The organism is Verrucosispora sp. FIM060022, from assembly GCF_003977705.1.
Taxonomy (GTDB): domain Bacteria; phylum Actinomycetota; class Actinomycetes; order Mycobacteriales; family Micromonosporaceae; genus Micromonospora; species Micromonospora gifhornensis.
Map to the genome: position 1 here is coordinate 409,590 of NZ_RQIV01000005.1, position 14,195 is coordinate 423,784.

The 14,195-nt window shown below is 71.0% G+C and carries 18 protein-coding genes; 12 read left to right on the forward strand and 6 right to left on the reverse strand.

Annotated features, from left to right (window positions below; translation table 11 throughout):
• Nucleotides 1-10: 10 nt before the first annotated feature.
• The 4 genes from EG812_RS17030 to EG812_RS17045 all read right to left on the reverse strand — a co-directional run bounded on the left by EG812_RS17030 (nucleotide 11) and on the right by EG812_RS17045 (nucleotide 2,351).
• Nucleotides 11-484, reverse strand: coding sequence for a GNAT family N-acetyltransferase (locus EG812_RS17030; RefSeq protein ID WP_233579513.1), 474 nt, complete (start codon nucleotides 482-484; stop codon nucleotides 11-13).
• On the reverse strand, nucleotides 481-1,074 hold the full coding sequence (locus EG812_RS17035) for a dihydrofolate reductase family protein (protein WP_013733718.1): 594 nt from the start codon (nucleotides 1,072-1,074) through the stop codon (nucleotides 481-483). Before EG812_RS17035 ends, EG812_RS17030 begins: the two co-directional genes overlap by 4 nt.
• Before the next feature lie 82 nt (nucleotides 1,075-1,156).
• Entirely contained in the window at nucleotides 1,157-1,888 is a 732-nt protein-coding gene (locus tag EG812_RS17040; RefSeq protein ID WP_126712109.1) for a class I SAM-dependent methyltransferase, read from the reverse strand.
• A gap of 97 nt (nucleotides 1,889-1,985) precedes the next feature.
• Nucleotides 1,986-2,351, reverse strand: a complete 366-nt coding sequence (locus tag EG812_RS17045) for a MerR family transcriptional regulator (protein WP_126712110.1) — start codon at nucleotides 2,349-2,351, stop codon at nucleotides 1,986-1,988.
• A gap of 54 nt (nucleotides 2,352-2,405) precedes the next feature.
• Between EG812_RS17045 and EG812_RS17050 the strand changes: the two genes are divergently transcribed.
• On the forward strand, nucleotides 2,406-3,377 hold the full coding sequence (locus tag EG812_RS17050) for an aldo/keto reductase (RefSeq protein ID WP_126712111.1): 972 nt from the start codon (nucleotides 2,406-2,408) through the stop codon (nucleotides 3,375-3,377).
• Between the two features lie 246 nt (nucleotides 3,378-3,623).
• Nucleotides 3,624-3,908, forward strand: a complete 285-nt coding sequence (locus EG812_RS17055; protein ID WP_126712112.1) for a hypothetical protein — start codon at nucleotides 3,624-3,626, stop codon at nucleotides 3,906-3,908.
• Nucleotides 3,909-3,913: 5 nt separating this feature from the next.
• Here EG812_RS17055 and EG812_RS17060 read toward each other — a convergent pair whose 3' ends face one another.
• The gene (locus tag EG812_RS17060; RefSeq protein WP_126712113.1) at nucleotides 3,914-4,537 is read right to left on the reverse strand and encodes a class I SAM-dependent methyltransferase; all 624 of its coding nucleotides are present in this window, start codon (nucleotides 4,535-4,537) and stop codon (nucleotides 3,914-3,916) included.
• Between the two features lie 23 nt (nucleotides 4,538-4,560).
• The gene (locus EG812_RS17065) at nucleotides 4,561-5,172 is read right to left on the reverse strand and encodes a class I SAM-dependent methyltransferase (protein WP_013733724.1); all 612 of its coding nucleotides are present in this window, start codon (nucleotides 5,170-5,172) and stop codon (nucleotides 4,561-4,563) included.
• Nucleotides 5,173-5,380: 208 nt separating this feature from the next.
• Here EG812_RS17065 and EG812_RS17070 point away from each other — a divergent pair, with 208 nt between their 5' ends.
• The 10 genes from EG812_RS17070 (at nucleotide 5,381) to EG812_RS17115 (ending at nucleotide 14,072) form a co-directional block, all read left to right on the forward strand.
• Nucleotides 5,381-6,748 (forward strand): MGH1-like glycoside hydrolase domain-containing protein, encoded by a 1,368-nt coding sequence (locus EG812_RS17070; protein ID WP_199743890.1) that lies wholly within the window; start codon nucleotides 5,381-5,383, stop codon nucleotides 6,746-6,748.
• A 214-nt stretch (nucleotides 6,749-6,962) separates the two neighbouring features.
• Nucleotides 6,963-7,607 (forward strand): phosphate signaling complex protein PhoU, encoded by a 645-nt coding sequence (phoU, locus tag EG812_RS17075; protein WP_013733726.1) that lies wholly within the window; start codon nucleotides 6,963-6,965, stop codon nucleotides 7,605-7,607.
• Nucleotides 7,608-7,802: 195 nt separating this feature from the next.
• Nucleotides 7,803-8,882: a phosphate ABC transporter substrate-binding protein PstS gene (pstS, locus tag EG812_RS17080; RefSeq protein ID WP_126712114.1), complete on the forward strand. Its 1,080-nt coding sequence runs from the start codon at nucleotides 7,803-7,805 to the stop codon at nucleotides 8,880-8,882.
• 76 nt (nucleotides 8,883-8,958) lie between these two features.
• Complete coding sequence (gene pstC / locus EG812_RS17085) at nucleotides 8,959-9,951, forward strand: phosphate ABC transporter permease subunit PstC (RefSeq protein WP_233579514.1); 993 nt, start codon at nucleotides 8,959-8,961, stop codon at nucleotides 9,949-9,951.
• Nucleotides 9,948-10,862: a phosphate ABC transporter permease PstA gene (pstA, locus tag EG812_RS17090; protein WP_013733729.1), complete on the forward strand. Its 915-nt coding sequence runs from the start codon at nucleotides 9,948-9,950 to the stop codon at nucleotides 10,860-10,862. Before pstC ends, pstA begins: the two co-directional genes overlap by 4 nt.
• A 94-nt stretch (nucleotides 10,863-10,956) precedes the next feature.
• Entirely contained in the window at nucleotides 10,957-11,721 is a 765-nt protein-coding gene (gene pstB / locus EG812_RS17095) for a phosphate ABC transporter ATP-binding protein PstB (RefSeq protein WP_412101336.1), read from the forward strand.
• Between the two features lie 15 nt (nucleotides 11,722-11,736).
• Complete coding sequence (locus EG812_RS17100; protein ID WP_126712165.1) at nucleotides 11,737-12,453, forward strand: winged helix-turn-helix transcriptional regulator; 717 nt, start codon at nucleotides 11,737-11,739, stop codon at nucleotides 12,451-12,453.
• Nucleotides 12,450-12,992, forward strand: coding sequence for a hypothetical protein (locus tag EG812_RS17105; protein WP_126712116.1), 543 nt, complete (start codon nucleotides 12,450-12,452; stop codon nucleotides 12,990-12,992). Before EG812_RS17100 ends, EG812_RS17105 begins: the two co-directional genes overlap by 4 nt.
• 72 nt (nucleotides 12,993-13,064) lie before the next feature.
• Nucleotides 13,065-13,451 (forward strand): DUF2267 domain-containing protein, encoded by a 387-nt coding sequence (locus EG812_RS17110; protein WP_013733733.1) that lies wholly within the window; start codon nucleotides 13,065-13,067, stop codon nucleotides 13,449-13,451.
• Nucleotides 13,452-13,592: 141 nt separating this feature from the next.
• Nucleotides 13,593-14,072 carry a type II toxin-antitoxin system PemK/MazF family toxin gene (locus EG812_RS17115; RefSeq protein ID WP_043720777.1) on the forward strand — a complete coding sequence of 160 codons (480 nt, stop codon included), beginning with the start codon at nucleotides 13,593-13,595 and terminating at the stop codon, nucleotides 14,070-14,072.
• The last annotated feature ends 123 nt before the right edge of the window (nucleotides 14,073-14,195 follow it).

Here is a 14,195-nt window from a genome sequence, read left to right on the forward strand (position 1 = left end):
CGGTCGTGGGTCAGCGTGGGCCGGGCCAGTGGTACGTGATGTCGGGCTCGTTCTCCTCGTTGCGGCTGCCGTCGTTGCTGTCGATCGGGCGGAAACCGTGATGCTCGTAGAACGCCCGCGCCGCGGTGTTGCGGGCGAAGACGCGGAGACTTAGCCCGGTCGGGCTGGCCTGCTGTGCGTGGGTGAGTAGGGCGGTGCCGATGCCCTGCCGGCGGGCGTCGGGGCGCAGGTAGAGGTGTGCCAGCAGGTTGCCGTCGAGGGCGGCGAAGCCGAGAATCTCGCCGGTCGTGGTGGACTCGGCGACCCAGGTGGTGCTGGTCGGCAGCATCACCTGGGTGATCCATGCTCTGGTCTGCTCGTCGTCGTACAGGCGGGGAAGGTAGGGCATGGCGGCTGCTCGGGACGCCAGGAACACCTCGGCGACCGCGTCGGCGTCGCTGTCGCGGGCAGGACGGATCACGGTGTCCGCCAGAGTGGCGCTCACGACGCGGGGCGGGTGCCCCGCACGGCGTACCGGTGCATCGTCACACCCTCGTCGAAGGATGCCTGTTCGAGCAGGTCCAGTTCCAGTGGCTCGTCGTGCGCGTCGAACAGGGGCCGGCCGCTGCCGAGCACGACCGGATGGGTGAACAGCAGCACCTCGTCGAGCAGTCGGGCCCGCAGCAGTTGGGTGGCCACGGTGGCGCCGCCGACGCCGATGACACCGTCGGTCTCGGCGCGTAGCTTCGCCAGTTGCTCGATCGCGTCGTCGCCGCCGATGATCCGGGTGTTGTGGTCGGCGTGCGTGCGGGTGCGCGACACCAGCACCTTGGGCATCGACGTCCAGATCTCGCCGTACTCGCGCAGGAAGTCGGGCAGCGAGTCGTCGTGGCGGGCGGCCGGCCAGAACGACTCCATCGTCTCGTAGATCGTGCGGCCCTCGACCGCGAGCGACATGGCCCGGGCCCGCTCGTTGAAGACGCGGTGCAGTGGCTCGGTGATGCGCATCCACTTGCCGCCGCCCGCCTCGCCCGGGGCGTACTCGATCCGCAGATCCACGGAGACGTTCATCCAGTACACGAACCGACCCGGCATCACGGTCCTTCCGGCGACGACCTGCTGCTGTCCACCGATGACCGTAGTGGAGTCGACGATTGCATGGTGGCCCGAAACGCGGTCAGCGCAGGACGAGCAGGTCGAGCGCGTCGATCACCGGTCCACTGTCCACCTGGGCGGCCTGGTGCAGTCGCCGCAGCCCTGCGGCGTACGCGTCGTCGTCGATCAGTTGCAGCAGGGTGTGCGCTTCCCGACGCAGGCTGACGGCCACCTCGCCGAGCGACGTGGCGGTGAGCTCGGGGATCTGCTCGACGGCGACCAGGGTGAAGTCCGCCGCGCCGAAGGCGGCTTCGACGTCGGCGATGCTCGGAAAGGTGTCGAGCACCGCGATGGCTTCCGGGAAGTAGCGGAACAGGCTGATCCTCTCGGGTCGGCCGGCGAACCCCGACCGGATGAGCACCGGGGTGCCGGGGCGCAGCACTCGCCGCAGTTCGTGTGCGGCGGCGGGCAGGTCGGGAATGTGGTGGATGACGGTGGAGAGCCATACCGCGTCGACGCTGCCGTCGGGCAGTGGGATGTGCGCGGCGTCGCCGGCCAGGACCGGCGCGAAGACGCTGTGGTCCCGCATGGCCGCTGATGGTTCGACGGCGACGATCTCGGCGTCGGGCAGCCAGGTGGTGAAGGCCCGCGCCCAACTCCCGGTACCGGAGCCCAGGTCGAGCACCCGCATCCCCGGTTGCGGGTCGAGGTGCCGGATCACGGCCGCCTGCCAGGCGGCGAGGCTGTCCTCGGTGACGTGTCGGTTGGCCTTGAACGCCGCCGCGTCGGCTGCGTTGTATGCGATGCGTGCCATGCCGACCAGCCAACTACCAAGCCAAGCGTACAAACAAGCATAAAATGGCCTAATTCACACAAGCGGCACGATCTTCCACCGACGACGGCGGCGGTGTTCAGAGCTGTTCGAGTTGCTTCTCGTACCAGGCGAGTTTTTCCTCGACCCGGGCCTGCCAGCTGCGAAGCTGGTCCATCTGCTGCTGGACGGCGGCGGCGTGTTCGCGCAGCAGCTCGACGCGTTCGGCGACGGTGTCGGGGTCGCGGCACAGCTCGCCGTAGCGGCGCAGCCGTTCGATCGGCATGCCCGCGTCGCGCAGGCAGCGCAGGAAATCCAGAGTGGCCAGATCGCTGTCGCGGTAGACCCGACGCCCACCGGGCGTACGCGCCACCGGTGCGAGGATGCCCTCCCGCTCGTAGTAGCGCAGGGTGTCGATGGAGAAACCGCTGCGCCGCGCCGCCTCAGCGGGTGTGTACGTCCTCACCCTCCGGACCGTACCGCTTGACCTGGAGCGCGCTCCAGGTTGAATCGTGGTCGCATGACTTCGGATCACTTCGATGAGGCTCGACGCCCGGCCGTCTCCGCTCTCGTGCTCGGCGCGATGACCTTCGGCACTCTCGTCGACGAGAAGACCTCGTTCGAGTTGCTCGACCGGTTCGTGGAACGCGGTGGCGAATGGATCGACACCGCCGACTGCTACGCGTTCTGGCACAGCCCGGACGGGCGGGGCGGGGACAGCGAGCGGATCCTCGGCCGCTGGCTCGCCGCCCGCCCTGGCGTCCGCGCGCGGGTGCGCATCGCCACCAAGGTCGGTGCGGAGCCGCTGTGGAAGGGCTCCTGGCCCGCGCACCGGGCGGGGCTGAGCCGTCGGGCGATCAGCGACGCCTTCGCCGGCAGCCTGGACCGGCTGGGAGTCGAGCACGTCGACCTGCTCTGGCTGCACCAGGAGGATCGGGCCACGCCCATCGAGGAGAGCGTGGACGCGATCGCCGAGCAGGTCACCGCCGGCACCGTACGCCGGGTCGGTGCCTCCAACCACCCGGCCTGGCGGATCGAACGGGCCCGCGCGTACGCGACCGCCCGGGGCACCATGCCGATCGACGCGTTCCAGTTGAACGCCACCTATCTGCGGGTACGCCCCGGCACCCGACCGGACGGCGTGATCCACCCGCACGGGGTGCTCAGCGACGAGCAACTCGACTTCGCCCGCGCGCACCGGATGGACCTCTGGGCCTACACGCCGCTGCTGAGCGGGGCGTACGACAATCCGACCAAGTCAATCCCGCAGGTCTACGACCATCCGGGCAACACCCGCCGGCTGGCGGCGCTGGACGCGGTGGCCCGCGACACCGGCGCGACGCGCGGCCAGGTGGTGCTCGCCTGGCTGGTCAGCCAGGGCATCCGGCCCATTCTCGGTGGCAGCAAGCTCCACCAGCTCGACGCCGCCCTGGACGGGGTCGCCCTCACCCTCGACGAGACGCACCTGGCCCGACTGAACTCGGCGGACTGACCGGCTGACGCCCAGCCGACCCGACCACGGCCCTCGGCACCACTGCGGCACCGAGCCCGCGGCCGGGTCGCCACCACGCCGAGTTCGGCGAGCGCCCCGCGCAGGTGCTCGATCGCCGCGTGCCCGCCCTGCGACATCGTCCGGACCGCCCACGACAACGGCGAGCACGTCCAACGGCGGCTCGGCACCCACCCCGGCGTACCGTTCGTCGACCTCGCCCGCACCGCCCGCGACCTGGTCGTCGACATGCACGGCCAACCTCCCGCCGACCTCGCGCACCGGCTCGACCGGCCCTGGCGGACCCGCCTGATCTCCGGCCTCTACGAGGCGGACCGCGACGAGGAGCACTACTACGAACTGCCGTCGCTGACCGAGAGCTTCGACGCGATCGCCTACCTCCCGACGATCACCCCGATCCGCCCGCTACCGCCGGGCCGCACCTCCCACGGCCGGGCCGCAGCCGGTCCGAAGGGCGCAGCCGGTATGGAAGGCGCAGCCGGTATGGAGGGCGGCGCGGCCCGAGAGGCGTGACGTGGTCAGGCGGGGCGGCGCAGCACGGTGACGGCGAAGTCCGCGTCGTCGTGCCACGGACGCAGGTCCCAGGTGGCGAAGCGGTGGTCGCGCCGCAGCCCGGCGGCGGCCACATGGGCGTCGAAGTCGGCAAGCGGATAGCCCCGGTCGGTGCCGAAGCCGATCGCGATCACCCCGTCGGGGCGTACGTGCGCGGCCACCTGACGCAGCACCGCCACCTCGGTGCCGGCGGCCACGAAGGTCATCACGTTGCCGGCCAGCACCGCCGCGTCGAACGGCTCCGGTTCCCCGGCCGTGGCGAGATCCAACGTCGTCAGGTCGGCGACCAGCCAGCGCGGCCCCGGATGGTCGGCGCGGGCGGCCTCGACCAGCACCGGGTCGGCGTCCACACCGACCACCGTGTGGCCGCGAGCGGCCAGTTCGGCGCCGACCCGGCCGGTGCCGCAGCCGGCGTCGAGGATCCGCGAGCGGGGCGGCACCAGCGCGTCGACCAGCCGTGCCTCACCGGCCAGGTCGGCACCCTCGGCAGCCAGTTGCCGGAACCGGTCGACGTACCACTGCGAGTGTTCCGGTCCGGTGTCGGTGGCCCAGCGGGTCGGGCTGCCCGGGGCGGCGCTGCGCTCGCTCATCGGACCACCGTAGCCAGCGGTGCTCAGGGCAGTCGGGCCACCGTCACGAACTCGTTGTAGGTGAACACCCGACCGGCGGCGCGGGGGAACGGGAAGGAGTACTGCCGCTGCACGCTCAGGCCGAGAGCGCCGCAGTCCTCGGCCGCCTCGGCGAAGCCGACGAACCGGACGTGCGACGAGTCGCTGTGGTAGCCGCGCTCCTGCGGGGTGATGAAGACCGCCCGGCCGCCGGGGCGGACGAACGGCAGGTACGAGGCGACCACCTCGCGGGCCTGCTCGGCCGGCATGTGCTCCAGCAGGTGCGCGGCGAGCAGCGAGTCGAAGGCACCCGGCCGGGCGTGCTCGGAGGCGAAGAACTCCTCCGTGGTGTACGCCTGAAGGCCGAGCGCGCGGCTGTGCGCCACCGACGTCGGGTTGTGGTCCACCCCGACCGCACCCTCGCCGAGGTTGATCAGGTTGCGGCCGAGCCCCGAGCCGACGTCGAGGGTCCGGCCCAGGCGCAGCCGGCGCAGGTTCCACCGGTAGGGTGCCTGCACGTCCAGGAGCCGCTTCCAGCGGGCACCGCTGAGCTGCTGCAACCGTTCGGTGTAGTCCGCGCCCTGGGTGCCCGTGGGACCCTGCCGCGACTGCTTCATCCGGGGCTCCTTCGCCTCGTCATGCCACTGGACCTGCGGCCGCCCCCGTACGCAGGGATCGGGTCTGATTCATCGAATATCTTCGACCGATATGCGCCGGTTCCTAGACTATCCCGTGATTGCTGTCCCCGGGAGTCGACGGCCGGGTCAGCGAACCTCGGATCGGCCGGAGCCTATGCTGGAACCCAGCGCTACCGGGAAGTGACACATGGTGGAACAGGTTGTGCCGGCGATCGGGCCGGGGGACACCCCGCCTGCCGACACCGCAGCAGGGGATCGGGCCGCCCTCGTCGCGGTGGCCCGGGCCACCCTCGACGGCAACTGGGAGCACGATCACACGGTGCCCTCCCGCACCCTCTACCCGCACCAGTGGAGCTGGGATTCGGCGTTCAGCGCCATCGGCTGGGCGCACCTGCGCCCCGAGCGTGCCTGGGTGGAGCTGGCCAGCCTGTTCGACGCCCAGTGGCGCGACGGGCGGGTGCCGCACATCGTCTTCAACCCGGTGGTCGCTGACGACGCCTACTTCCCGGGACCGGCCTTCTGGGCCACCACCTCGGTGGCCGGCACACCGCGTACGGCCACCTCCGGGCTGGTCCAGCCGCCGGTGCACGCCCTGGCCGCATGGCACGCCTACCGCCGGGTGCCGTCCGAGCCGGCCCGTGCCGCGCTGGGCCGGCTCTATCCGCGCCTGCTGGCCCAGCAGCACTACCTGAGCGAACACCGGGACGTCGGCGGTGCCGGGCTGGCCAGCATCGTGCATCCGTGGGAGTCGGGGCTGGACAACAGCCCGGCCTGGGACGAGCCGCTGGCCGCCGTGCCGACCGAGGAGGCGGTGCTGCGGGCGTACCGTCGGCGCGACATCGTGCACGCCGCCGCCGCGCACCGCCCCACGGACCTGGACTACGCGCGCTACGTCGCGATCGTCACCGCCTACCGGGCGGCCGGCTACCGGGACGAACAGCTGGCCGACCGGCACCCGTTCCTGGTGGAGTGTCCGCTGTTCAACGCGGCGATGGGCGCGGCCGAGTCGGCGCTGGCGCACATCGCGCGGGAGATCGGCGCGGACCCCGGCCCGCACCGACAGCGCGCGGCGGCGATCACCACGGCGCTGGTGGACCGGCTGTACGACCCGACGACCGGCACCTTCCACGCCCGCGACCTGCGGACCGGCCGGCTCACCCCGGCCCGGACGGTGCTCGGGCTGACCCCGCTGATCCTGCCCGACCTGCCCACCGCGCAGGTCGAGGCGATTCTCGTCGAGGCCGGCTCACCCCGGTTCGGGCTCGCCGACCGGATGACCCGCCCGCTGCCCAGCCACGACCGCACCGCCGTCGACTTCGAGCCGCTGCGCTACTGGCGCGGCCCCAGCTGGATGAACATCAACTGGCTGGTCCGGTACGGGCTGCTGGCGCACGGGCACCCTCGGCTGGCAGCCGGCCTGGGCGCGTCGATGATCGAGCTGGCGGCCACGGCGGGATGCCACGAGTACTTCCATCCGGACACCGGCGCGGGCCTCGGCTCCCCGGCCTTCAGCTGGACCGCGGCCCTCCTGCTCGACCTCCTCGCCGAGATGTAAGGAAGGGCACCTTGTTAACGCCTGGTGTATAGCAGGGGCCCCCTCTTAACGAAGCCCTGCCGCAGGATTGCGGAGCGGGCGCGGAGCGGGTCCGGCAGGTAGGTTGCTGGCCAGGGCCCCGGCGAGCGCGGCAGCGCCGTGCCACAGTGGTCAGCCTGACGTTGGACGGGTACCGCGGCAGGACGGGCCGTGGCCCCGGTAGGACGGAGGGGCGATGGGCCGCGACAGCTACGACGAGCAACTTGACCGGCTCACCGGAATCCTGGCGACGATGAGCCGCGAGGCCGGTACGGCGATCCGGGGCGCCAGCGTCGCCCTGCTCGACGTCGACCGGCACGCGGCCGAGACGGTGATCGCCGACGACGCGATCCTGGCCCGCCGCCGCGCCGAGGCCGAGGCGATGATCCCCGAGGTGCTGGTCCGGCACCAGCCCGTGGCCTCCGATCTACGTCTGGTGGTGTGCGCGCTGCGGATCGCCGGCGCCCTGGACCGGATGGGTGACCTCGCCGTACACATCGCCAAGGTGGTCCTGATGCGTCACCCGGTGGGTGTGGTGCCGGAGCCGGCGGTGCCGGTGCTGACCGAGATGGCCGACGCGGCGGCCCGCATCGCCGACAAGGCGACGATGGTGCTGGCCACCCGGGACCCGCTGGACGCGATGCAGCTGGGCCTCGACGACGACGAGGTCGACGCCGCGCAGGAACGCCTGCTGTCGATGCTGGTCTCCGGCTGGTCGTACGGCGTGGAGTCGGCGATCGACCTGGCGCTTGTCGGTCGCTACTACGAGCGCTACGCCGACCAGGCGGTGAACGTCGCCCGGCAGGTCGTCTACCTGGTGACCGGGACCGTCCGGCTCTGAGATCGGGTGCCCATACCGGGCATTCGACGCGTCGGTGCGCCAGAACGTCACATCCCGTTCCCGGTCGGCCATCACCGGTGCCGCCAAGTTCATTTTTCGTTCACCTGGTGCCGGGAGTCCGGCTACCTGGGCCTGACAGCTTGATTCGCGTACGGCCCGGACGGGCTGATGCACCCCGATAGAGAGGCTTACCTGGTGAACCGCAACGTGCTTTCGCGGCGCGTCCTCGCCGGCGTCGCGCTTGCCGCGCTCGCGCTTACCGGCTGCGCAAGCAACGACAACAGCACGGAGCCCGGCAGCAACAGCGGCGGCGACAGCGCCTACGCGAACCTGTCCGGTGAGTTGAAGGCGTCCGGCGCGAGCTTCCCCGACGCGTACTACCAAGAGGTCATCGAGGCCTTCAAGGGTGAGGCCGGCAAGGTGACGGTCACCTACAACGCGACCGGTTCGGGCACCGGCAAGAAGCAGTTCGGTGAGGGTCTGGTCGACTTCGCCGGCACCGACAGCCTGGTCAAGGACACCGACGGTGTGGCTGCCGGCTCGTTCCTCTACGTTCCGACGGTGGCGGCACCGATCACGGTCTCCTACAACCTGCAGGGCGTGGACAAGCTCCAGCTCAGCCCGGAGACGCTCGCCAAGATCTTCCAGACCGACATCAAGACCTGGGACGACGCCGCGATCAAGGCGGACAACCCCGGCGTGACGCTGCCCAGCACCCCGATCGTGGTCGCGCACCGCTCGGACGGCTCGGGCACCACCAGCAACTTCACCAAGTACCTCGACGCCGCTGCGGCGGGCACCTGGAAGCTCGGCAGCGGTGACACCGTGAACTGGCCGGCCAGCACCCAGGGTGGCGAGAAGAACACCGGTGTCGCCCAGATCGTGCAGCAGACCAACGGCGCGGTCGGCTACGTGGACCTCAGCGACGCCAAGGCCACCGGCCTGAAGTTCGCCGCCATCAAGAACAAGGACGGCCAGTTCGTCGAGCCGACGATCGAGGGCACCACCGCCGGCCTGGAGGGCGCCGAGATCGCCGCGGACCTGAGCTACAACCCGCTCAACGCCGCCGGTGCCACCTCGTACCCGATCACCGCTCCGACCTTCATCATCGTGAAGACCTCGTACGGCGACGCCGCCAAGGCCGAGTTGGTCAAGGGCTTCCTCAAGTACCTGCTCAACGACGGCCAGGACCTGGCCAAGGAGATCGACTTCGCGCCGCTGCCCGCCTCCCTCAAGGAGAAGGCGCTGGCCCAGGTCGACAAGATCCAGGGCTGATCAGGATCAAGATCGCCAGTTAGGGACGGGATCGAAGCGATCCCGTCCCTAGCCGGGTACCTGAGCTGGAGTGAAGATGACCTTGACGAACAAGACCCCCACCGCCCGGTCGACGCTGTCCCAACGCGGCAGCAGCGCCCTCGGCGACCGCGTCTTCTCCTGGTGGACGCTCGGCACCGGCCTGCTGGTGCTGGCGATTCTCGGGCTGATCCTGATCACCACCGTCCGCGAGGCCTGGCCGGCGTTCGACGCGATGGGCCTGCGGTTCCTCACCGAACGGACCTGGGACCCGAACCCGGCCGCCGGTGACGCGATCTTCGGCGCGCTGTCGTTCGCGTTCGGCACGGCGATCTCCTCACTGATCGCCCTGCTGTTCGCGGTGCCGGTTTCGGTCGGCATCGCCTTGTTCCTCACCGAGTTGGCGCCGCGCCGGCTGCGCGGGCCGGCGGTGACCGTGATCGACCTGCTGGCCGCCGTACCGTCGGTGGTGTTCGGTCTCTGGGGCATCCTGGTCGTCGCGCCCGCCATGGTGCCGGTCTACCAGTGGCTGCACGACGTCTTCGGCGGCGTTCCGGTGCTGGGCAGCATCTTCGGCCCGGTCAGCAGCGGCCGGAACTTCATGACCGCCGGTCTCATCCTGGCGATCATGGTCACGCCGATCATCACCTCGATCACCCGCGAGGTGTTCAGCACCGTGCCGCGCGCGGACAAGGACGCCGCCCTCGCGCTCGGCGCCACCCGCTGGGAGATGATCCGGGGCGCGGTGTTCCCGCACAGCTTCGGTGGCGTCGTCGGCGCGGTGATGCTCGGCCTCGGCCGGGCGATGGGCGAGACGATCGCGGTGGCCCTGGTGATCGGCGGCGCCACCAACATCACCGCCAACCTGTTCGCTCCCGGCAACTCGATGGCCGCCGTGATCGTGCAGCAGTTCGGCGAGTCCACCGGCACCTTCACCGCGGCCCTGATCGGCCTCGGCGTCGTGCTCTTCGCGATGACGGTGCTGATCAACGTGCTCGCCCAGACGGTCGTCCGTCGGGCCGAGGCCCGGATGAAGGGAAGCGTCGCGTGAGCGTCACCGCACCACCCGCCACCCGCCCGGCCGCCGGCCGACCCGACCTGACCCGGGCCGCCCTGTCGGGCCGTCGCCGGTTCACCAACCACCTCGCCACGGCCGCCATCTGGGGGGCCGTGCTGCTCGCCGTCATCCCGCTGGCCCTGGTGACCTACACGGTCATCGGCAAGGGCGCCGGGGTGATGAGCCTGTCCTTCCTGACCGAGGACATCCCGAACTCGTACCGCCGCGAGGGCGGCGGCATGGCGCCGGCGATCATCGGCACGCTTGTCATCACCGGCGCCGCCGCGCTGATGGCCATCCCGCTGGGCGTCTTCGGCGCGATCTACCTCAACGAGTACGGCAAACAGAAGCCGCTGGCCCGGGTGATCCGGCTGATGGCCGACGTGATGACCGGCGTGCCGTCGATCGTGATGGGTCTGTTCGTCTACATCAGTTGGGTGCTGCTCGTCGGTCAGCAGACCGGCTTCGCCGGTGCGCTGGCGCTGGCCTGCCTGATGCTGCCGGTGGTCATCCGCAGCAGCGAGGAGATGCTCCGGCTGGTGCCGGAGGAGTTGCGCCAGGCGAGCATGGCGCTGGGCGCGCGCAAGTGGAAGACCACCCTGACCGTGGTGCTGCCGGCGGCGATCTCCGGCATCACCAGCGGCTCACTGCTGGCCGTGGCCCGCGCGGCCGGCGAGACCGCGCCGATCATCATCGTCACCGGCATCGTCTTCACGCCGAACTGGAACCTCTTCGACGGTTCCAACACCGCCCTGCCGGCACAGATCTTCCGCAACGCCAGCACCTCTTTCCCGGCGGCTCAGGACCGGGCCTGGGGTGCGGCACTGACGCTCATCGTGATCGTGCTCAGTTTCACGGTCATCGCCCGCTTCATCTCCAGCCGGTTCGCCATCAAGGAGCGCTGACATGGCCAGCAACAACCTCACCACCCGCCCCTCCGTCGCGGTGCACGCCCCCGGCAGCACCGCCTCCGGTGTCGAACCCACCGACGCGCCGGTGATGCAGCTGCGTGACGTCAGCGTCTACTACGGCAGCTACGAGGCGGTGCGCGGCACCACCATGCCGATCCAGCAGAACCAGGTCACCGCGATGATCGGGCCGTCGGGTTGCGGCAAGTCCACAGTGCTGCGGGCGCTCAACCGGATGAACGACCCGATCCCCGGCGCCCGGGTCAGCGGCGAGGTGTCCTTCCACGGCCAGGACCTGTACGCCCGCGACGTCGACCCGATCCAGGTTCGCCGGCGCATCGGCATGGTGTTCCAGAAGCCGAACCCGTTCCCGAAGTCCATCTTCGACAACGTCGCGTACGGCCTGCGGATCAACGGCATCAAGGGCCGCCTCGACGACCACGTCGAGGAGGCGCTCACCAAGGCCGCCCTGTGGGACGAGGTCAAGGACAAGCTCCGCAAGAGCGCCCTGGCGCTCTCCGGCGGCCAGCAGCAGCGGCTGTGCATCGCCCGGACGATCGCCGTCAAGCCCGAGGTCATCCTCATGGACGAGCCCTGCTCGGCGCTCGACCCGATCGCCACGGCGAAGATCGAGGACCTGATGTTCGAGCTGACCAGCGACTACACGATCGTCATCGTCACGCACAACATGCAGCAGGCCGCCCGGGTCAGCCACTACACCGCCTTCTTCACCGCCGAGGTGGACGACAAGCAGGTGCGCCACGGTCGGCTGGTCGAGTTCAGCCAGACCGGCAAGCTGTTCACCAACCCCGCCGACAAGCGTACGGAGGACTACATCACCGGTCGCTTCGGCTGAGTGACGAAAGCGACGATGACGGTGGGCTCGAACGGGCGTTTCGTGCTGCTCGTGATCGACGACGACGAGAGCGTCGGTGGCGCGCTGGTCGCCGAGTTGGCCGATCATCGGGTACGCGCACACCACTATCCGCACGCCGCCGAGGCACTGCTGGACGCCGGTGCCCTGCAACCGGACGCCGCCGTCGTCGCCTCGGGACTGACGACCATGAGCAGCACCGAGGTGGTGCGGCTGCTCGCCCGCCGGGCCGGCATCCCGACGGTGGTCGGCGTCGGCGACGACGACGGTGGGGTGGCCGCCGCGGCGTTGAAGGCGGGCGCGACCGCCGGGGTCCGCCGCCCCTACCGGGCAGCGGAGGTGCTGCCGATCCTGCGGGCGATCCGTCCGGAGACCTCCGGTGCCCTCGACCCGCCGATCGAAATCGGCGGGCTGCGGGTGGATCCGGCGACGTTCGAGGTGAGCCACCACGGTCGGGTGGTGGCCCTACCGATGAAGGAGTTCCGGCTGCTGTACTTCTTCATGAGCAACGCCGAGCGGACGGTCACCCGTGAGCAGTTGCTCGCCGCCGGGTGGGGCGGGATCGCCGACGACACCTCCAACACCCTGACCGTGCACATCAAGCGGCTCCGTCGGCGGCTCGCCCTCGACGGTGACCAGGCGCCGATGATCGTGACCGTACGCGGCCTCGGTTACCGCTTCGTGCCCACCGCGACCACGCCGTCGACGTCGTGACCGAGGCGAACCGGAAACTGCCCGCCCCGCCGACGTCGGCCGCCCCGCCGGGCATGGTCCTGGTGGCGGTACCGGTGGCGCACCTGCCGCACGTCGCCCGCCTGCTGGCCGACCTCGACGCCCGGCAGCGGAGCGCCCCGCTGCCGCGACACCGGTCCACACCCCGGCCCGACGCGCCGACCCAGGGCTGGACGGTCGACGAACTGCGGCGGCTCAGCCGGGGCACCAGCGCCACCCACCGTACGGTCGCGGCGCTGCTCGACGCGCTGTCGGCCGAGCCGGGACGAGGGTTCACCGTCGAGGAGTTGAGCCAGCGCACCGGCCGACCCCGGCAGAAGATCATCGGTGCGATGGCGGGGCTGACCCGGCTGTTGAAGGCACACCACGACTACGCGGGGCGGGGGCTTCCGTTCGACAGGTCACCCGGTCGGCCGGAGGCTCCCCGGGAGCTGTGCTACAGCGTGGACCGTGATCGTGCCGCCGACTGGCGCGAGGCCCGACTGCCCCGGTTGACCGACGAGGGCTCCGGGTCGAGGTGAACGACGGCCCGGCCACCGTTTATCCGGCCGGGGCGGGGGTAACCAGCGCGGGCTTGACGACGGGAGGGTGCCGTGCGGTTTCCCCTATTCGTCGACGCGGTGTCGCGTCGGTCCGGGCTCTCACCGGACCTGTCCGCCGGTGTGGCGCGTGCGGTACTGCGGACCCTGGCGGAACGGATGACGGGTGAACCGACCACCGATCCCACCGGATACCTGCCGGACGAGCTGAGCGACACCGCCGGTGACCCGTTCACGACCGGGCCGGGGGACTTCCTGCGCCAGGTCGGCGAGCGGGCCGGAGTCGACGAGCAGACCGCAGGCCTCGGCGCGGCGGCGGTCTTCGCGACGCTGCGCGAGGCAGTGACCGTCAACGAGTTCCGCGCCCTGGTGGCCGGGCTGCCCACGGCCGCCGACGGCAGCATCGACCCGATCAGCGGGCCCGACGAGACCTGGCCCTGAGCGGCTCCGGCCGCCGGTCAGCTGCGGTTCTGCGCCGCTCCTGCGCTTCGGCTGTCGAGCTGACCCGTCCTGGCCGTCCGGCTGTCGAGCAGACGCCTCCCTGGCGTAGGGGCGGTCGGCGCCAGCCGATAGGCTGCCGCCGTGGCAGGTCTGTTGAGGAGTATGGCGGCCCGCGTCAGCGCGGTGATTCCGGCCCCGCGGCGTCCCGGGCCGACCCCGGCCAAGGTCGCGCGGCCCCGCCAGGTCAGTGCGCTGCAACGCCGGCAACTGTCGTACGCTCCGGAGCCCGACGGCCAGGCCGACCCGGGGGAGATCGTCTGGACCTGGGTGTCCTACGAGGACGATCCCCGCCAGGGTAAGGACCGGCCGGTGCTGGTGGTGGGTCGACACAGCCGGACGCTGTTCGGGCTGATGCTCTCCAGCCGGGATCGCGACGGCGAACGGCACTGGCTGGCCCTCGGGCCGGGGGAGTGGGACCGGGACAAGCGACCCAGCTGGGTGCGGCTCGACCGGGTGCTCACCATGCGGGAGGACGGCATCCGGCGCGAAGGCGCGGTGCTGGACCGGCCCCGCTTCGACCGGGTCAGCGCAGCCCTCCGCGCCGGCTACGGCTGGCACTGAGCCTGACACGCCGGTCTGCGGCTGGCACTGAGCCTGACACGCCGGTCTGCGGCTGGCACTGAGCCTGACACGCCGGTCTGCGGCTGGCACTGAGCCTGACACGCCGGTCTGCGGCTGGCACTG

Excerpts from the sequence above, each read along its gene's own strand:
- EG812_RS17035 (WP_013733718.1), bottom strand. The coding sequence starts at position 1,074 with ATGCCGGGTCGGTTCGTGTACTGGATGAACGTCTCCGTGGATCTGCGG.
- EG812_RS17040 (WP_126712109.1), bottom strand. The coding sequence starts at position 1,888 with ATGGCACGCATCGCATACAACGCAGCCGACGCGGCGGCGTTCAAGGCC.
- EG812_RS17050 (WP_126712111.1), top strand. The coding sequence starts at position 2,406 with ATGACTTCGGATCACTTCGATGAGGCTCGACGCCCGGCCGTCTCCGCT.
- EG812_RS17055 (WP_126712112.1), top strand. The coding sequence starts at position 3,624 with ATGCACGGCCAACCTCCCGCCGACCTCGCGCACCGGCTCGACCGGCCC.
- EG812_RS17060 (WP_126712113.1), bottom strand. The coding sequence starts at position 4,537 with ATGAGCGAGCGCAGCGCCGCCCCGGGCAGCCCGACCCGCTGGGCCACC.
- EG812_RS17065 (WP_013733724.1), bottom strand. The coding sequence starts at position 5,172 with ATGAAGCAGTCGCGGCAGGGTCCCACGGGCACCCAGGGCGCGGACTAC.
- EG812_RS17070 (WP_199743890.1), top strand. The coding sequence starts at position 5,381 with ATGGTGGAACAGGTTGTGCCGGCGATCGGGCCGGGGGACACCCCGCCT.
- phoU (WP_013733726.1), top strand. The coding sequence starts at position 6,963 with ATGGGCCGCGACAGCTACGACGAGCAACTTGACCGGCTCACCGGAATC.
- pstC (WP_233579514.1), top strand. The coding sequence starts at position 8,959 with ATGACCTTGACGAACAAGACCCCCACCGCCCGGTCGACGCTGTCCCAA.
- pstB (WP_412101336.1), top strand. The coding sequence starts at position 10,957 with ATGCAGCTGCGTGACGTCAGCGTCTACTACGGCAGCTACGAGGCGGTG.
- EG812_RS17100 (WP_126712165.1), top strand. The coding sequence starts at position 11,737 with ATGACGGTGGGCTCGAACGGGCGTTTCGTGCTGCTCGTGATCGACGAC.